The following is a 20,057-nucleotide window of genomic DNA, read 5'->3' on the forward strand; positions in this document are numbered from 1 at the left end:
ACTTATTTGCCATTCGTACACTGCGTTTTTTCACCTGATTTCGCCTTACCTGACTGTCACTCACTACCTTTTTCAGAACTTCTCTTTATATGGAATCCCGGCCACAACAAAGATCTTCCTCATCGCCGGCTTGTCTTGTCGTGCAGCTTGTAACGTTCAACCAGATTGGGATCGAACTCAGGCGGCTTCTCCGCGGGAGGAATCACACCGGGACATTGCTTGATGGCCGCCCACTGCTGTATCGCATCGTATTCGCTTTTGAGCTGCGCATACTCGGCTTCTTGTTCCTTGGTTCCCCCCAGCGCAAACAAGGTAGCCCAGGAAAGCGACAAATCCGCGCCGAGAACCCATTTATCCTTCGCTTGCGCTCTATCATCCGGTTTTCCCGTCAATTGACTGACTCTGTTTTGAATTCGCACAATTTCCGCCAGTAACTCCTCGCAATTATAAGTTTGAAATTGTGCTGGTGAGATATAGGGTGCTTGATGATTTCCCGATGATGCCACACAACCGGATAACGAAATGACAACAATAAAAAAAATAGCAGCAATTAGTCTCTTCATAACAACCACTTCCCTTTCAAGTTATTGCACTGGCGGATACCTATACGCATATTCATTTTGACGAATTGTACACTGATATCCGCTTGCTCAAGATCGCATTATGAAATTGATTGAAACAGCCCAGGCTTGAGACACTGCAGACAGAACTGAAACGGTCAATCAAATTGAGGAATCTGTCCACACGGGTAGATTATTTATTCTCTGCAATTGCAGTAGAAAAACAATTCAACACACTCAGGCTATTGATTGAACACGTCGCCACTATTCACTGGAGTTCTTTTATCGCTGCTATTGATGGTGATGCACATCATACTCAGACTTTAAATGCAAAAAAGCCACAGAGAAAACTGCATCTCTGTGGCTACTAATTTTGTTTCTATTCTAATTACGCTGCTACACGGCGGCGTGCTGAGAAACCGATTAAGCCAAGACCAGCCAGTAACATAGCATAGGTTTCTGGTTCTGGAACAGCCATGATGTATTCATAACCAAAAGATGCTGTATGACCATTTGCAATGGCCCCCAGATCATAAGCCAGATTAATTGAGCTATCAGCAAAACCATAGCTACCCACCGCTTGAGCCGCAGCTAACATGGCAGCAGGATCAACCGGGCTGCAGCAGCTAAACGGATCAATATACGGAGCAATTGCAAAAGCTGATGCACTGGTTGTGTTATGCAGCGTTAACGACCATCCATCCAAACTTGTAGCCGTAACTGCAGCATCATTTCCTAATGCACCGATTACGTTGGTTGTGCCAAACCCGAGACCAGCTGGAACACCTTGGTCAGGATCAACACCGACACCCCATTGCACACCGGTAGCGTTCGCACCCGTATTGTTTGTCAATTGAATTTGAACGGCAACGTGACCGCTGGTAGGAATACTTACTGTTTCAACCAGACTCCAACCGCCACCGCCACCGCCAAGATTGGTAACAACGGAAATGCTACCTCCTACGCCGAAAGCAGTAGTTGCCAGTGGATTGTTACCAGCCACTTCGTCGGCAACAGCAACAGATGCACCATTGGCATTGAGCGACCAATTGGATGCCCATGTTCCCAGGTTAACGAATTCTCTTCCATTGAAGCTCAAGCCGAGAGGACCTGCCGAAGAAAAGTAACCCGCATCGTCAATCGTTGCGGAAGTTGTGCCAAAACCGCTGATCACGGTTGGAGCAGCTTGCGCTGCAGTAACAAAAGAACCGCACAAAGCAATTGCGACAACTTGTGTCAGGCAATTTTTTTTCAATTCGAATTTCATAATCTACTCCTTAAATTTATAGTTGCAACATAAAATAGTTGTTAGAATCTTCGCTCTTTACAACCAACTTAAATCTCGAACTACCCATTAACCAATTAAACTTTGTATATTTCAATGCAAAATTTATTTAACGATTACAGCGTGTTCCATTATAGGTTTGGATTTTTTTAAGTACATAGAACATCACTCCCGTTTTGTTAGTACACGTGTACCGCAATTGTCCCTTCCGAAATTCGTTATGTTGTGCGGTCCGGATGATGCTGGACTTCATTTCGTTCCAGCCATTGCCGTGATAATCTCCGATAAAGAAGCTTGCCGTAACCAACCATTTCCGATGATTTTTTTAATGTAACAATCCATGATCGATAAACAAGAACAAACCATCCCCTTAACCGCGGGAAACGACACACAAGCCGAGCCGATCAAGACCATCAAAGTCAATAGCAGCAGCATCACGTTACTGGGAACCGCGCATGTCTCAAAAGCCAGTGCAGATAAGGTGCAAGAGCTCATCGCTACGGGTCAGTACGACGCGGTGGCAGTCGAATTGTGTCCAAGCCGGCATAAAGTAATCGTGAATCCTGATGCAATGGCCAGGATGGATCTATTCCAGGTCATAAAAAACGGTCAGGCGAGCATGGTTGCCGCCAGTCTGGCGCTAGGCGCTTTTCAGCAGCGCATGGCGGAACAGTTTGGGATTGAACCGGGTGCCGAAATGCGTGTTGCAATCAAGGATGCGCAAGCAGCCAAATTGCCGGTGCTCTTGATCGATCGAGAAATCGGCACGACCATGAAGCGGATCTATCACAGTGTGCCGTGGTGGAAACGCATCAACCTCTTAGGCGGTTTGATCGCCAGTGTCATCAGTCAGGAGAAATTCAGCGCGGCCGAGATTGAAAGACTGAAAGAAGGCGATGTACTGGAAAGTTCTTTCTCACAGTTTGCAGAAGATGAAAAAGATTTATTCCGTCCGCTCATCAGCGAACGGGATGAATATATGACCGCCCGTCTCATCAAAGAATGCCAAGAAAACGACTATCGGCATGTTTTGGCGGTCGTCGGTGCCGGTCATCTAAGCGGCATGGCACGGCAATTTGAAGAACGCCATATTGCCGATCCGGATGAACGTATTACGCAACTGGATACCATTCCGCCGCCATCACCGTGGCTCAAACTCATTCCCTGGCTGATCGTGGTATTCGTTTTAGTCGGTTTCGTTTTTGGCTTTATGCAAAGCCCGGATATCGGCATCAGCATGGTCATGGATTGGGTACTGATAACCGGTGGACTATCCGCTGTGGGGACAGCCATCGCTTTCGCACACCCGCTGTCGATTCTGAGCGCTTTTCTGGCGGCTCCCATCACGACGTTGCACCCGGCCATTGGCGCCGGGATGGTCGTGGCAGCCGTTGAAGCTTATTTGCGCAAGCCCAAGGTCAGCGATTTCAACCAGCTCAGAACCGACACCACCAGCTTGAAAGGCTGGTGGAATAATCAAGTCACGCGCGTTTTATTGATTTTCATTTTATCTTCGCTCGGCGCTGCCATTGGCACTTATGTCGCCGGGTTCCGAATCTTCGAGCAACTGAGCAGCAGCTAAACCAAGCATATTTTGAACATGTTCGGCTTCTTTGAGCGTCTGATCGATCCATATCCACCGGAACATCCTGCGGAGCCGCCGAAAGGGTTATACGCCTTTTGCCGCCATTACATTCGCGGCATCGAACGCTATCTCGCCATACTGGCGCTGCTGACCACACTGTTGGCCATCAGCGAAGCGATGCTCTACAGCTTGGTCGGACAAATGGTCGATTGGCTGGCGGAACAGAAAACCGAACACTTCTTTGAGAACGAATGGCCAACGTTGTTGGGCATGTCGGTTTTCATTCTGCTATGGATTCCCATGCTGGTGCTGGCGCACGCCATGGTCATCAACCAGATGCTGATGGGTAACTTCCCGATGCGGGTGCGCTGGTTGTCGCACCGTTATCTGCTCAACCAAAGTTATGCGTTTTTTCAGTATGAATTCAGCGGACGGATCGCCACCAAAGTCATGCAAACCGCACTGGCGGTGCGCGAAACGGTGCTGAAACTGCTCGACGTCATGTTGTTCGTCATCATTTATCTGACCACCACCCTGCTGCTGGTGCTCAACGCCGATCCATATCTCTGCTTGCCTTTACTGGTGTGGTTGATTTTATACATCGGCATCCTGTGGTATTTCGTGCCGCGCTTAAAACACATCTCCACGTTGCAAGCCGATGCGCGCGCCTTGATGACCGGCCGCATCGTCGATAGTTACACCAATATCCTGACGCTGAAATTGTTTTCCCGCAGTCAGCGGGAATCGGCCTACGCTCAAGCCGGCATGCAAGAATTCATGGCCACGGTCTATCCGCAAATGCGCCTGGCGACCGGTCTGAATTTCAGCGTCTGGACCATCAACATGCTGATGGTGTTCGCAACCGGCGCATTGGGGCTTGCGCTATGGCTGCAAGGCAATATCGGCCCCGGCGCGATCGCCATCGTCATGAGCCTGGCGATCCGCATGACCGGCATGTCGCATTGGATCATGTGGGAAGTCAATATGTTATTCGAAAATATGGGCACCGTGCAGGACGGCATCAACACCATTTCCAGCCCGCAACTCGTTACCGATGTTCCCGATGCCAAAGAACTGGTCGTGCAGCGAGGCGCGATTCACTTCAGTCACGTCGTTTTCTCCTACCACCCGGAACAACACGAGTCGCTGCGCATTTTTTCCGATCTCAATCTGCATATCGCCGCCGGTGAGAAAGTCGGCATCGTCGGCCGCTCGGGCGCGGGCAAATCGACTTTCGTCAACCTGTTGTTACGCTTTTACGACATTCAGCACGGCAGCATCACCATCGACGGGCAAGATATCCATAGGGTCACGCAAGACAGCCTGCGCGCCAATATCGCCATGGTGACGCAAGATACTTCATTGCTGCACCGCTCGGTGCGCGACAATATTCTGTTCGGCCGGCCGGATGCCACCGATGCGCAAATGATTGCAGCTGCCAAACAAGCACATGCCCATGAATTCATCCTGGCGTTGCGCGACATCAAAGGCCGCACCGGCTACGACGCGCATGTCGGCGAGCGCGGCGTCACGCTCTCTGGCGGCCAGCGGCAACGCATCGCCATCGCGCGCGTGCTGCTCAAGAATGCGCCCATTCTGGTGCTGGATGAAGCCACTTCGGCGCTGGATTCCGAAGTCGAGGCGGGCATCCAGCAAAGCCTGTATCAATTGATGGAAGGCAAAACGGTGATCGCCATCGCACACCGCTTATCCACCATCGCAGCTATGGACCGGCTCATCGTTTTCGACAAGGGCAAAATCGTCGAGCAGGGCAGTCACGCCAAACTCATCGCCAACGACCAGCTCTACGCGCAACTGTGGAATCATCAATCCGGCGGATTTCTGGGATTACTGGACAATCAGTAAATCGGCCGCGCTCGGCCATTCGACCAATATCATCTGCAAGCTGAAAGACAAACTGGTGTTAATCGTCGGACAACCCCAGCGCTGGCCGGCAAGGCGTGGTACTGAACATGAGCGTCAAAGACGGCAAAGTCACATCCGAAGCCGATCTCGAAGTAGCAAAAAAACCGGGTTAAATTTAAGCTAGCAGCTGCTGCACCTTGCCATCGAAGTCGTTCAATAATAAAAACCGCAATCAGATTCCACGATCAGAATAGGAAAAATCCTACTTTTCCTTTCTTTGACCTTCAATTCCGCATGTTTAAATTGCAAAATTTGAAAAGCCGACTTGCTGATCGTGGCCGCACCGCCAAAAACTCTTCTTGCCAGTAAAAATCTTCATGTAAGAAAAAACGTATTGTTATGTTTGTTCTGCATGCAATCGCTGCTGGCTTCCGCCGCAGAGGATCTGGAACAGATGAGTTTGGATCAGTTGATGAATATCAGGATTGTCGGCGCTTCCAAATACGAGCAAAAACAACAGCAGGTAGCGGCGGCCGTCAGCGTCATCACGCGCAAGGATATCCGGACGTACGGCTGGCGTACGCTGAATCAAGCTTTGGCCAGCCTACCCGGCATTCATCCCACCTACGATTATCAATATGAATATCTGGGTACACGCGGACTCGGTCTTCCAGGAGATTTCAATTCGCGCATACTGATTACCATCAACGGCAACCGCATCAATGACGCCACTTACGACCAAGGACCTACGGGACGCGATTTTCCGCTCGATATCGACCTGATCGAGCGGATTGAGTTTATTCCCGGCCCCGGCAGCGCGGTGTATGGCCAGAACGCCATGCTCGGCGTGGTCAATATCGTGACCCGCAAGGGCGCTGATGTGCAAGGCGCCGAACTGTCGGCGTCATACCAGACGGCTGAAGTTATGCCGCAAGAGCGTGTCACGCTGGGTAAACAATTCGATAATGGTACCGATGCACTTATTTCTTTCTCCGGTTTACAGTCGCGCGGCGCGGATCGTTTCTTTGAATTCGGCGACTCCGGCATTTCCGGTATCGCTCACCGCCTGGATGGCGAAGATGTTAAGCAGATGTTCGCACGCGCTTCGCATGGCCCGCTGTCGTTCGATTTCGTCTACGGCAACCGGCGCAAGGACGATCCCACCGGTATGTTCTTTTCCGATCCGCTGGTAGCCGGTCAGTATCAACGCGATCGCCGTCTCAATACACAAATCCAGTACAACGATCATTTTCTCGGCGACACCCTCAACGTCATGGGCCGGCTGTTTCTTGGTCAATACCGTTACGATAATCCGATATTCTATGGCGGCGAGAAAACCCTTTCCACCGGCCCGAGCGATTGGCATGGCGCTGAGCTGCGTTTGCTATCGACCGCTTTCACCGATCACAAATTGATGGCGGGATTCGAGTATCAGAACAATACCAGCATCACGCAAACCTTCCAGAACTTTGATAATCCCGATGAAAATGTGCATATCAAAAGCGCCGTGATACGGCTAGGTGTTTACCTGCAGGACGAATGGCGCATCACCGACACGCTATCCGCCACCATCGGCTTGCGTTACGACCATAACGACTGGATCGGCAGTCGCCTGAGCCCGCGCGGCGCGCTGATCTGGCAAGCCACTCCCAAGGCGACATTCAAGGCGCTCTACGGCCGCGCGCACCGTTCGCCGAATTCGAATGAGCGTGATTATAGTGACGGCATAGCGCAAGTCGCCAACCCGGGATTGCGCAGCGAATATATCGACACTGCCGAGCTGGTCGCGGATTACCTGGCGCAACCGACCTTGAACTTGCGCGCCAGCGTTTACGAATGGGATATGTATCGCCTTATCGCACTCGGTATCGATCCGCTCAGCGGACTTTCCCAGTATCAACAAACATCGAAAAAAATGCTGGCCCGGGGCGCGGAATTATCGCTGGATAAAACCTGGGATCAGGGTGCGCGGTTGCGCGGCAGCTTCGGTATCCAAAATGCCGAACAGCATCACAATCATTTGCCCAATTCTCCGTACTATCTCGGCAAACTGAACTTTTCCGTACCGATTCCGCTGATCACCGGCTTGCGCGCCGGTTATGAGTTGCAATACTACGGCAAGCGCAAAACCCTGGATGGCTCCAATACCGATGACTATGTTCTTACCAATCTCAACTTGGTCACCAGCGTTCCGCAATTGAAAGGCTTGGAAGCTTCGCTCAGTGTTTATAATCTGCTCAATGAGAATTATCAGCACCCGGCTGCCGATACCAATTGGCAGAATACGTTCTTGCAACCGGGCCGTACCGTGCGATTCAGACTGGATTACCGTTTTTGAATGTGTGACACTATGATGAACCTGTCAAAGAATATCCGCCTGCAAGCGCAACGCATCGTCAAGGCTAGCGCTACGCTCGGCCGCATGTCAGGAATGCGGGATTAGGGATGCAGGAAACGGCAATTTGCAACCGGCATCGATCATTACTGCACCATTTTGCGATTTTATTGCCGTATTACATCGCACTGCTGATCCACGCGCCTTTGATTCATGCGGAACAGCCGTCGGAATACCGGTTGAAAGTTGCTTTCCTTTATAATTTCATTGCTTATACGGAATGGCCGGAACGGCAAAGCATCAGTCTGAATTTTTGTATCTATGGAGACGATCCATTTGGTGAACATTTGCAACATTTACGCGGTAAAAAAACCAACGAACGGGAAATCGTGATTCAGTATATAAAAAATATTGAAGACCTTGCCGCTTGTCAGGTCGTTTTTATTTCCCGTTCCATGGTTCACAATTTGAACGCCATCCTCAATCAATTAAACGAGAAGCCGATATTAACCGTCAGTGACAGCCCCAATGCCAGTCTGCAAGGCGTCGCAATCAACATGTCTATCAAAGAGGGTAAAGTAACATTCGAAGCCAATATCGCCAGCGCGAAAAGAAATGGCTTAAAGCTCAGCTCTCAATTACTACGTTTCGCCAGTGAGGTATATCAATAATGAAGAGTTCACCATCGGCCGCCGTGACATTGACATTGCGCGCCAAACTGCAGCACATCAGCTTTGTCACACAGAGCACAGCGATGCTGCTGGTTGCGATATTGGTCATTTTAAGCAGCTTTTTCATCAGCTTCTACTCTTTATTACAAACCAGTCAATCAACTGCAAAACTGCTGGCCGAAAATGCCGTGGCAACCTTGATGTTTCAAGACACGAACACGGCAAAAACACTGCTGCATTCGTTGAACAATACGCGCGAAGTTCAAGCGGCGGCTATTTACACGGCAGAAAAAAAACAATTCGTGCAATATTCGGCTGAGGGTAAATTACTCCCCGGAACGGTGGAATTCCTGAGCGAAAACTATACGACGAATATCGATTCGCTAACGATTACCCAACCCATTCACTTCAATGATCAGCTGTTGGGCGGCCTTTACCTGGAAATAACCTTATCGCCGCTGTATTGGCAAATCTTGGGATATATCGTCATCACCCTCGCTGCCGCCGTGATCGCCTTATTCATCGCCAATCTAATGCTGCAGCGGCTTAACCGCTCCGTGCTGGATCCCCTCAACGATCTTTCCTCTGTCATGGAGCACGTCACCAGCAAGGCGGATTATACGACCCGGCTGGAACCGGGCGCGATTGCCGAATTGAATACGCTTTCAAAGGGATTCAATAGCATGCTGGAAATGATTCAAGAACGAGATGTGAAGCTTGCCAACCATCTGGATCACCTCGAAGATGAAGTCGCCAAAAGAACAGCGGAACTGGTACTCGCCAAGGAATCGGCGGAAGCCGCGAGCAAAGCCAAAAGTGAATTTCTGGCCACCATGAGCCACGAGATCCGCACACCGATGAACGGTATTCTGGGTATGACCGAATTACTACTGGACACGGATCTGGACAAGGATCAACGCCGTTTTGCCGAAACCGTTCAGGGCTCAGGCCAGCACCTCTTGGGTATCATCAATGACATTCTTGATTTTTCCAAGATCGAATCGGATCACATGGAGTTGGAAATCATCGACTTCGATCTGGTTAAAATGGTCGAAGATACACTGGCAATGTTTGCGCAATCTGCCGACAAAAAAAACCTGGAACTGGCGGCGCAGTTTATTCCTCCCAATGTCGCTTTCATGGTGCGGGGCGATTCGTTCCGGTTGCGTCAGGTCATCGCAAATCTGCTCAACAATGCCATCAAGTTCACCGCCGAAGGTGAGGTAGTGATCCGCACCAAACTGACTGACGAATCCGACACCATGGCCGATATCAGCATATGTGTCGAAGACACCGGCATTGGTATTCCAGCGGAATATCACGAAAAGATTTTTCAGCACTTCGCTCAGGCGGATGGTTCCACAACCCGCCAATATGGCGGAACCGGGCTTGGACTTACGATCTGTAAGCGATTGCTGGAACTGATGGGAGGCGACATTCATGTGGAAAGCTCGCCAGGACAAGGTTCCAAGTTCTGGCTTCACTTACAATTGGAAAAATCGCAGCTGGAGCACAACCACTCCCTCGATATGGCCGATTTAGCGGGCATCCGGGTATTGATTGTCGACGACAATCATACAAACCGGGAAATACTCAAGATCCAATTGCAGAACCAGAGAATTAACGTCGTTTGTGCCACTGATGGCGAGCAAGCGCTCATGTTCATGAGGCAGTCCTTGGATAACAACAAACCGTTTCATTTGGCCATACTCGATATGCACATGCCTAAAATGAACGGTTTGGAACTGGCGGATACAATCTATATGCATCCCGGCATGCGCAAAACCCGCATGATGATGCTGACTTCAACGCATGGCGACGCCAGTCAACTGGAAAGACAAAGTACCGGTATTTTGCGCTGCGTGAACAAACCCATCCGCCAAAAAGAACTTTTTGAAATTATCCATGAAGTAATGGGACGTAATCTTACTGATCCCGCCAAGGAACCAGCGAGTACGCAAGACTCACTGCCTCTGGTCGCACCGGTCATCAACGGTAAAATTCTGGTCGCCGAAGACAATCCGGTAAACCAGGAAGTAGCCAAAGCGATGCTGGCCAGACTCGGCATGGAGACGACCATTGCAAACGATGGCAAACACGCGGTGGAACTTGTCTACAACCATCCATACGATATTATTCTAATGGATTGTCAAATGCCGGTAATGGACGGTTTCGAGGCAACCTCGCAAATCCGCAAGCGCTTTAGCGATATCCCGATCATTGCGCTCACCGCGAATGCAACCGAGGATGATCGCACCCATTGCTTAAACGCCGGAATGAATGATTTTCTTTCCAAACCCTATTCAATCGATCAATTACAACAAAAAATCACGGATTGGCTTGCGAAAGGAAAAAGTAACCTGCCGAATGCTGTAAAATTAGAAGCTGTTGAAATAAAACACGAAGATAATGCTATGCCTGCACTCAACCCGGCACGTCTTAATCAAATTCGCGAGCTTGACTCATCCGGCGGCGATAGTTTGCTGCATAAAATCCTGCAAGCATTCCTCGACTCGGCTGAAACGAATATGCGTCAGCTCGAGCAGGCCATCTTGAACAGTGATGCCGATAGTCTGCGTCAAACGGCCCATGCATTAAAATCCAGTTCGGGAAATATCGGAGCCGAAAGCTTATCCGCTATTTTCAAACAACTGGAAGCGGATGGACGATCGGGAGAACTCGTTCACGCCAAAACCCTGCAAGCGAACGTGCAACGGCAGTACCAATGTGTAATCGCCGAGATTAGAGAGCTACTCACTCCATCGTGACAACAGAATCTTTCAGAATTTTACTGGCCGATGATGATGCGACGGTCAGGCTGCTCATGCAAGCCGCTTTGGAAAAAGCAGGTTTCGAGGTCATTGTGGCGTGCGATGGCACAGAAGCCATCCGCTTGTTTGAAACAGCGCCTGCGGATATGGTCATGCTGGATGTCGAAATGCCCGGCATGGATGGCTATCAGGTTTGTTCGTACTTACGGGAAAAAATTGGCGACGAATTGCCCATCATGATGGTGACCGGAATGGACGATATGCAATCGATCAACCATGCCTTCGAAGCCGGCGCGACGGACTTTATCGCCAAACCCATTAACTGGAATTTGATCGCTTACCGCATCTTGTATTTACGGCGCGGTTATTTGAACATGCTCGCGCTCAAAGTTGCCAATGCGCGCAACAAAGCGATTTTTAGCGCCATTCCCGATACCATGTTCATTCTGAATGAGAAAAGCACGATCATCGATATCTGCAGTCATCCGGACAACACGCCCTGGCTGACCACCGGAGCGGAAAATGTCTTAAGCCAAAGCTTGCCGGAAGAAATCGCCAACCTTTATCAGAGTGCCGCTGACCGGGCACACAATCACGGCACGGTAGAACTTTTCGAATACCCGCTCAAACTGGCCGGCGATAAGACCAGATACTATGAAAACCGCATTGTCGCTATCGATCCTCAGGAAACACTGTGCTTGGTTCGCGACATTACCGAACGTAAAGACTCCGAAAGCAAGATATTTCACCTCGCTTATTTTGATAATCTGACCGGATTACCCAATCGCCAATCCTTTATGGAACGCTTGGAAGGTGAAATCAAGCGTGCGAAATATACCGGCAATAAGTTAGCGGTGCTTTTTCTCGACTTGGATGGCTTCAAAAGTATCAACGACACCATGGGACACAATACCGGGGATATCGTCCTGCAATGGGCCGCGGAACGGTTGCAAAGCAGCACGCGGCCTTCCGACTTCGTGTCGCGCAACAGTACCGATCAATCGGAAGTTAAGCTGGCCCGCCTCGGCGGCGACGAATTCACCGTCGTCATCCCGAATCTCTCGCGCACGGAAGACGCGCTAATTCTGGCGCACAGGATCCGTGAAGCCATGCGCCGTCCTTTTCACCTTGAAAGCCGTGATGTCGTGCTGACCGCAAGCATCGGCATCGCCCTCTATCCGGATGACGGCGCAGACGCGGAAACCTTGCTCAAGCATGCGGATACGGCTATGTATCACGCTAAAAACGAAGGCCGGGATAATTGCCAGTTCTATAACATCGACCTGACGTCTCAAGCCGAGAAACGCATGCATCTGGAAAATGATTTACGCAATGCCTTGCAGCAAAATGAATTTTACCTCGTCTATCAGCCGCAGCTGGACGTTACCGAAGAAAGTTTTTTATCGGCGGAAGCGCTTATCCGTTGGCAGCATCCGAAACAAGGATTGATCTCGCCTGTCGACTTCATTCCGCTGGCGGAAGAAAACGGTTTAATCATCCCCATTGGGGAGTGGGTACTGCGAACAGCCTGCACCGAAGCCGCACGATGGCACCAAAACGGCCAATCCTTGCAGGTTGCCGTCAATCTGTCACCGCTGCAAATCAAAAACCCCGACTTCGTCCGGAATGTCCTCGATATTCTGCATGAAACCGGTTTTCCGCCCGATAAGCTGGTGCTGGAAATTACCGAAGGTGCATTGATGGAGCATAGCGAAAATACGTTGGCCACACTGCTGGCGCTGCGCGAACATCATATCCAAATCGCCCTGGATGATTTCGGCACAGGCTATTCCTCCATGAATTATCTAAAACGGTTGCCCATCAATCACATCAAGGTGGATCAAAGCTTCGTGCGCGGCTTGCAAGATAACAAAGAAAATCTCGCGATTGTCCGAGCCATTATTTCCTTATCGAAGAATCTCGGTTTTTCCGTCACTGCCGAAGGCATCGAATCATTGAATCAAGCCCGGATTTTGAAATACTTCGGCTGCGAAACGTTGCAAGGCTACTATTTTAGCGAGCCGATCACAATACAAGAGATGCTTGCGCTCACCGACAAGCAATGGGCCATCCAAGCGCTCAAGCCCCCTGGAGTCAATCATGAAAGTAGCTGACCTCAACCAGCTGAACATCACCACCGCCTTGCCAAGCCCGAAGGGTGTGGCGCTCGCACTTCTGGAAGCTTGCCGGCAGGAAGATGTCACCATCACTGAAATAACCAAATTGATTCAAACCGACCCGGCGCTTTCGGGTCGCCTGATTCAGCGCGCCAATGCTACCAAACAAACGGCACGCCCGGTTTCGTCGATTTCCGACGCGGTATCCCGTGTCGGCCTCACTGCCGTCAAGCAACTGGCGATGGGTTTCTCATTGATCGATCAATATCAGCATGGCTCCAGCAAGGGATTTGATTACCAGGCGTTTTGGTCGCACTCGCTGCTAATGGCGATTGCCATGCAGGAACTGGGCAAAGTGACGCGCGTGAGCGCTCCCGATGAGTTATTTGCCTGTGGACTGATGATGCGGATCGGTTGTTTAGCGCTGGCGACGATTTATCCGGATAAGTATTCCGAGCTGCTACAAGATCAAACATCCGACACTCCGTTGAGTCAACTGGAACAGCAGTATTTACAGACCGACCATAACGAATTGACGGCCGCCATGCTGATCAATTTCGGTTTTCCTACGATCTTTGTTGAATCCATTTACTATCATGAAATTCCGGAGGAATCCGGTTTTTCCGAAGGCTCCCGCCCGTACCAGATTGTACATTTGCTGTATTTGGCCAAACAAATCGCCGATTTCGCTGTAACCGAGGAATGTAAACGCAACCAGCATATTTCCCAGTTGATTCTGCTGGGTGGAAAAATCGGCTTGGATACCGAAACATTCGGCGCCTTCATCGACCAAATCGTACAAGAATGGCATGCCTGGGGGGAAATACTCAAGATTCCGGTAACGGATTTTCCTCATTCATTCCAAAAAATGATGAATGCTTCCGCGCCGCGTCCGGAAAATGCCACGAATGCCGCCTCGCTGCGTATCCTGCTGGTGGAAGACGATCCGTCAAGCCTGATTCTGACCAAGGAATTGCTCTCCAACGTACTCGGCCACACCGTCTTCACCACCAGTGACGGTCAGCAAGCATTGGCGCTGGCAATGGAAATTCTGCCGCATATCGTCATCACCGACTGGATGATGCCGGTCATGAACGGACTCGAATTAACCAAATCCCTGCGCACGACCGAATGGGGACAAAATCTATATGTCATCATGCTCACCAGCATAGAAGATGAAGAAGAAGTCATCAAAGCGTTCGATGCGGGCGTGGACGATTACATCACCAAGCCGATCAATATACGCGCCTTCCGTGCCCGCCTGCGGGCAGCCTGGCATTACCGGCAACTGCAGGAATCATGGGAACGCGATCGCGAACAACTCAAGCATTTTGCCGCTGAACTGGCGGTCACCAATCGCAAGCTGGAATACTTCGCCTTGACCGACATGCTGACGGAATTGCCGAACCGGCGTTCCGGTATGGAAGCATTGGCGGAAACCTGGAGCGTCGCCAATCGCTCCGGCCAGCTGATGGCGGTTATGCTCCTCGACATCGATCATTTCAAAGCAATCAATGATAACTACGGTCATGCGATCGGCGATAAGGTACTGAAAGAAATATCCGCGATCATCCGCAAAACCGCCCGCAAAGGCGATACTTTTTGCCGCATGGGGGGAGAGGAATTCTTGGTCGTCTGCCAACTCGGCAATTCGGATGCCAAGTCGGTCATTCTTTTCGCTGAAAGGCTGCGACTACAAATCAGTCAACAACAAATCAACATCGGTGAAATTCATATCCAGATTACGATCAGCATCGGTGTGGCGTTAAAAGAACCCGGCATGAAAAGCGAAGATCATTTGGTCAATGCGGCCGACAAAGCGCTCTATGCTGCCAAAAACGCCGGGAGAAACCGGGTTTTTCTGACACTCAAAAACAGACTCTTGCCTGCGCCGACCATCATCGACAAACCACCGGTTAAATCCTAACCCGACAATTTTTCTCAATTTTTGGAAAACAAACCTGAATTTGCCGTAATTCACGCTTTGCAGAACTAACTGACAAGGTATCATGGCGATTTCTGACAAAAATGCCGCTTGTTAAGACCAGCACATTCTACGTAACAGCATCCTCCGGAAATTAACAACTCGTGATTTTGATGCGTAACCCGACAATATCATTCAATCTAAAGTTGCCGATTTTCCTTGTATGCTGCTGTCTGGCAAACACTGTAACGGCAGAGAACAAAACAGTGCTGGGAAAAAAGCCGGTTGATAATCAGTTCCTGGATCTGAGCATCGAGGAATTGATGAAAGTCGAGGTTACCTCCGCATCGCGGCATTCGCAAAAACTGTCGGAAGTGCCTTCCGCCATTTTCGTCATCACCCAGGACGATATCCGCCGCTCGGGCGCAACCAGCATACCGGAGGCGCTGCGTATGGCACCCGGTGTCGAGGTCGCCCGTATCGGCACGGATAAATGGGCCGTCAGCATACGCGGCTTCAACGGCCGCTTCGCCGATAAGCTGCAAGTCATGATGGACGGCCGCAGTGTCTACAATCCGCTATTTGCCGGCGTGCAGTGGGAACAGCAAGATACGCTGATGGAAGACATCGAACGCATCGAAGTCATCCGCGGCCCGAACGCAGCGGTATGGGGTGCCAATGCGGTCAACGGGGTGATCAATATCATTACGAAAAAAGCAGCGGACACGCAGGGTGCACTATTTTCGGGCGGTGGCGGCAGTTTTGAACACGGCTTTGCCGGGGCGCGTTACGGTGCAAAAATCAATGAAGAAACCCCTTTCCGCATCTATGCCAAAGGTTTTACCCGCAGTCATACCAAATCTTTAACCGGAGAGAATATTAACGATCAATGGCATTCCGCCCGTGGCGGATTCCGCTTGGATCATCACCGCGGCATTGATCAATTTACCGTGCAGGGTGATATTTTTTACAATTCGTACGGCGACCGGCTCGATAAATCCGCACTCAGCGCGCCTATCATTCAAATCGAAGCTGCCAGAGCACATGATACCGGCGGAAATATACGCCTGCGATGGGACCGGACCTATTCGGAAAAATCGGCCATTATGCTGCAAACTTATTACGATCGTGTCGATTACAAGGCATTAACCGGTTCGGTATACCGTGCTGAAAGCTTCGACATCGACTTCCAGCATCGTTTTCCTTTGTTTGAAAAACATGACTTCACTTGGGGAGCGAATTATCGTCTCTATCACAACAAAGAATTCGACACGGAATTGGTCACATTCAGCCCGCGCGCGCAAACCAATCACATGATCAGTGCATTCATCCGCGATGCCATCACGTTGCTGCCTGACCGTTTGCGGCTTAATCTGGGTTCGCGCTTTGATCACAATGATTTCACCGGTATGGAAATCCAGCCTAACGCGCGCCTGATGTGGACGCCGGATGCGCAAAATTCGATCTGGTTGGCGGTTTCACGTGCGGTACGCATACCTTCCCGGGCGGAAAACGATATCCGGCTCAATACCCGGACATTAAGCGCCATTCCCGGTTTCTCAGCACCGCCCCCATTCCCGGTTCTGGCGCAATTAGTGGGGTCATCAAACTTCAACTCGGAGAAATTAATCGCCTATGAAATGGGGTACCGTTATCAGTTTTCGCCGCAGGCATCCGTCGATATTGCCGGGTTCTATAACGACTACAGCCAATTACGCCAACTGGCCGTCGGCTTCCCGTCATTCCAAGCAAGCTTCCCGCCCCATCTGATATTACCAATCGGATTGACCAACCAAGCTTCGGGTCAGACTTACGGAGTGGAAACATCGATTGAATGGAGACCTACCGACAAATGGCGTTTGCAAGGCAATTACAGCTTTCTGAACATGAAAATTCATTCCGATTCACCGCTGAAGCAAATCGATCCGACAACCGGCAGCGCGGATAAAGTCAGCCCGCACCACCAAGTTTCAGTGCGCTCCAATTACGATTTCTCGGAAAAATCGCAACTCAATCTCTGGCTGCGTTATGTCAGCAGCGTGGATTTTTACGGTATTCCCGGCTATGTTACGATGGACGCCAAGCTGGTGCATAGGCCGGTAAAAAATGTCGAATTATTTGTTGTCGGCCAGAACCTGTTTAGCCAGAATCACAGAGAATTCGTCGCCGATTTCCTCCCTTCATTACCGACAACCATACCGCGCGGTGTGTACGCCGGAGCCGAATGGCGCTTTTGATCATGAAAAACACTTTGCTGACATATTACCAGACGATCCGGATGCAATCCGCGCCGGCCTTTTGGCAACGAAGTTTGTTATCGATTTTTATTCTGGAACTTTCCGCTTTGATCCTGCTGGCAGGATGTTTTGCAAATGTAGCCGTCGCACAAAATAAGCCCGCCGACAGCGAATTGCTGAGCTTAAGCATCGAAGAGTTAATGAACGTCAAGGTAACCACCGTTTCCAGAAACCCGCAGAAACTGACCCAAGTGGCATCCGCGGTTTTCGTCATCACCCAGGACGACATCCGCCGCTCCGGTGCCACCAGTATTCCCGATGCCCTGCGCATGGCACCCGGCGTGCAAGTGGAACGCGTCAGCACGGACAAATGGGCCATCAGCGTACGCGGATTTGATGGACTCTATTCCAACAAGCTGCAAGTGCTGATGGACGGACGCAGCGTTTATCTGCCGATTTTCTCCGGCGTGCTATGGGAACAGCAAGATACGTTGATGGAAGATATTGAGCGCATCGAAGTGATCCGTGGCCCGGCCGCTTCGGTGTGGGGCGCCAATGCTGTCAACGGCGTTATCAACATCATTTCCAAGAAAGCCGCAGATACGCAGGGTGCGCTCATCTCCGCTGGTGGCGGCAGTTTCGAGCACGGCTTTATCGGCGCACGTTACGGCAGCAAGCTCAACGAAGACACGCCGTTCCGCGTATATGCCAAAGGATTCACCCGTGGGCAAACGCAATCGTTATCCGGAGAGAATGCCAACGACCAGTGGCATTCCGCCAGGGGTGGATTCCGTTTCGATCATAACCGCGGCATTGATCAATTTACACTGCAAGGCGATTATTTCTCCAACTTCGACGGCGGCACGCTCGACAAAAACGCCTTCAATCTATCGTCGAATCCGCTTGGCGAAATGCGCGGACGTAACGATGGCGGAAATGTCCGCTTCCGCTGGGATCGGAATTTCTCCGAGCACTCCGCCTTGATGTTGCAAATGTACTATGATCGCACGCGATCAGAATTATTGCCGGTCGGTAAATTCGACGCCGAAAGCTTCGATATCGATATGCAATACCGCTTTCCTTTGGCCGATCGCCATAAAGTAACTTGGGGAATCAATTACCGGCTGTATCACAACAAGGTTTTCGATACCAGTCTATCGACACTATCCCCGCGTGAACAAACGAATCATTTAGGCGCCACTTTCATCCGCGACGAGATCACACTGATACCGGATCGCTTGATGTTCACGGTGGGCAGCCGGTTTGAGCACAACGATTTCAGCGGCTGGGAAATTCAGCCCAGTGCCCGCCTGATGTGGACGCCTAACTCCGAGAACTCGCTGTGGATGGCGGTCTCGCGTGCGGTAAGAACGCCGTCACGCGCTGAAAACGACGCCATTATCAATATAACGCCCCAAGTACAAAATGCCTTGGGATCATCGCTTTCACCACTACCGATCACGGCGCTGCTATATGGCAGTCACAACTTCAATTCGGAAAAGCTGATTGCGTACGAACTGGGGTACCGCCATCAATTCTCCCCCCAGGCATCCATCGATCTGGCCGGCTTTGTGAACGATTACAGTCAAATGCGCGATTCAAGCATTGGCGCACTTTCGTTTATCCCGGGATTGTCCGGACAGCTTCTGTTGCCGTTGACAATTAACAATCAGGGATCCGCGTTCACGTACGGCTTTGAAACATCGGTTGATTGGAAGCCGCGCGATAACTGGCGCCTGCAAAGCAGTTACAGCTTTATTCACATCGATTTTTTCTCCAATAATGCACTGACAAAATCGGATCCATCCGGAGGAGGATCGGAGAAAACGGCACCGCAACACCAGCTATCCGTTCGTTCCAACTATGATTTCTCGGAAAAGCTGCAACTTAATCTCTGGCTGCGTTATAGCAGCAACATCGGCCTTTACAGCATCCCGGCCTATGTCACGATGGATGCAAGGCTGTCGTACAAACCGACGAAAAATATCGAGCTGTTCGTCGTCGGTCAAAATCTGTTCAGTCAGTATCATCGGGAATTCGTCTCCGAGTTTACTCCGATAGTACCCACGTCTATTCCACGAGGAGTTTATGCAGGAGCGCAATGGCGCTTTTGGTGAGCACATGAACCTGCATACCCTTCACCGCCTCATCAAATTACCGGATAGCTTCGTGACACGAAGCATCTGCACCGGTCTATTGGTCTTCTTGCTCGGCTATGGCTTGCCTGTTACTTATACGCCGGCAAAGGCGAGCAGCATCCTGGAATATCAAGTGAAGGCCGCTTTTATTTATAATTTCATCGCCTTCACACATTGGCCGGAAAGCACGGGGGCAACGATTAATCTGTGCGTTTATGGGGAAGACAATTTCGGCAGTGAAATCGACAAACTGCAAAACAGATCTGCCGACAAGCGCAATATCAAAGTCGCACGGATAAACAATCCACAAAAACTGGCGGATTGTCAGGCAATATTTTTTTCCAAATCGGTCAGCAGCGATCTTGCCAGTATTTTGAGCAGCTTACCCGATCACCCCATTCTGACATTGGCCGACAATCCCAGCGCCATATCCCAAGGGGTGGTCATCAATATGAATCTGATCAATGAAAAAATTGTATTTGAAATCAATTTAGGAATCGCGCGCAAAGCGGGATTGGATATCAGTTCAAAGCTGCTGCAACTGGCCGCTAAAGTACACCAATAACAA

The 20,057-nt window shown here is 50.4% G+C and carries 11 protein-coding genes and 1 pseudogene; 10 read left to right on the forward strand and 2 right to left on the reverse strand.

The annotated features are described in order from the left end of the window. Positions 1-119 precede the first annotated feature (119 nt). Together HRU78_13365 and HRU78_13370 are read right to left on the reverse strand one after the other, a co-directional pair. A complete protein-coding gene (locus HRU78_13365) occupies positions 120-563 on the reverse strand; it encodes a hypothetical protein (GenBank protein QOJ24508.1) in 444 nt (147 codons plus the stop codon). Between the two features lie 385 nt (positions 564-948). Continuing rightward, positions 949-1,107, reverse strand: a pseudogene (locus HRU78_13370) (PEP-CTERM sorting domain-containing protein). A 1,078-nt stretch (positions 1,108-2,185) separates the two neighbouring features. Here HRU78_13370 and HRU78_13375 point away from each other — a divergent pair. The 10 genes from HRU78_13375 to HRU78_13420 all read left to right on the forward strand — a co-directional run bounded on the left by HRU78_13375 (position 2,186) and on the right by HRU78_13420 (position 20,054). Next, positions 2,186-3,427, forward strand: coding sequence for a TraB/GumN family protein (locus HRU78_13375; protein ID QOJ24509.1), 1,242 nt, complete (start codon positions 2,186-2,188; stop codon positions 3,425-3,427). A gap of 18 nt (positions 3,428-3,445) precedes the next feature. Beyond that, on the forward strand, positions 3,446-5,296 hold the full coding sequence (locus HRU78_13380) for an ABC transporter ATP-binding protein (GenBank protein QOJ24510.1): 1,851 nt from the start codon (positions 3,446-3,448) through the stop codon (positions 5,294-5,296). A gap of 412 nt (positions 5,297-5,708) precedes the next feature. Continuing rightward, positions 5,709-7,634, forward strand: coding sequence for a TonB-dependent receptor (locus HRU78_13385; GenBank protein ID QOJ24511.1), 1,926 nt, complete (start codon positions 5,709-5,711; stop codon positions 7,632-7,634). Positions 7,635-7,741: 107 nt separating this feature from the next. Continuing rightward, a complete protein-coding gene (locus HRU78_13390) occupies positions 7,742-8,302 on the forward strand; it encodes a YfiR family protein (protein QOJ24512.1) in 561 nt (186 codons plus the stop codon). Then, positions 8,302-11,070 (forward strand): response regulator, encoded by a 2,769-nt coding sequence (locus HRU78_13395; protein QOJ24513.1) that lies wholly within the window; start codon positions 8,302-8,304, stop codon positions 11,068-11,070. Before HRU78_13390 ends, HRU78_13395 begins: the two co-directional genes overlap by 1 nt. After that, positions 11,067-13,187, forward strand: a complete 2,121-nt coding sequence (locus HRU78_13400; protein QOJ24514.1) for an EAL domain-containing protein — start codon at positions 11,067-11,069, stop codon at positions 13,185-13,187. Before HRU78_13395 ends, HRU78_13400 begins: the two co-directional genes overlap by 4 nt. Next, positions 13,174-15,117 (forward strand): diguanylate cyclase, encoded by a 1,944-nt coding sequence (locus HRU78_13405; GenBank protein ID QOJ24515.1) that lies wholly within the window; start codon positions 13,174-13,176, stop codon positions 15,115-15,117. Before HRU78_13400 ends, HRU78_13405 begins: the two co-directional genes overlap by 14 nt. A gap of 170 nt (positions 15,118-15,287) precedes the next feature. Continuing rightward, on the forward strand, positions 15,288-17,351 hold the full coding sequence (locus HRU78_13410) for a TonB-dependent receptor (protein QOJ24516.1): 2,064 nt from the start codon (positions 15,288-15,290) through the stop codon (positions 17,349-17,351). Positions 17,352-17,392: 41 nt separating this feature from the next. Beyond that, the gene (locus tag HRU78_13415; GenBank protein QOJ25063.1) at positions 17,393-19,468 is read left to right on the forward strand and encodes a TonB-dependent receptor; all 2,076 of its coding nucleotides are present in this window, start codon (positions 17,393-17,395) and stop codon (positions 19,466-19,468) included. After that, complete coding sequence (locus tag HRU78_13420) at positions 19,440-20,054, forward strand: YfiR family protein (GenBank protein QOJ24517.1); 615 nt, start codon at positions 19,440-19,442, stop codon at positions 20,052-20,054. The genes HRU78_13415 and HRU78_13420 overlap by 29 nt, the downstream gene beginning before the upstream one ends. Positions 20,055-20,057: the final 3 nt, after the last annotated feature.

The organism is Gammaproteobacteria bacterium, from assembly GCA_015709635.1.
Taxonomy (GTDB): domain Bacteria; phylum Pseudomonadota; class Gammaproteobacteria; order Burkholderiales; family Nitrosomonadaceae; genus Nitrosomonas.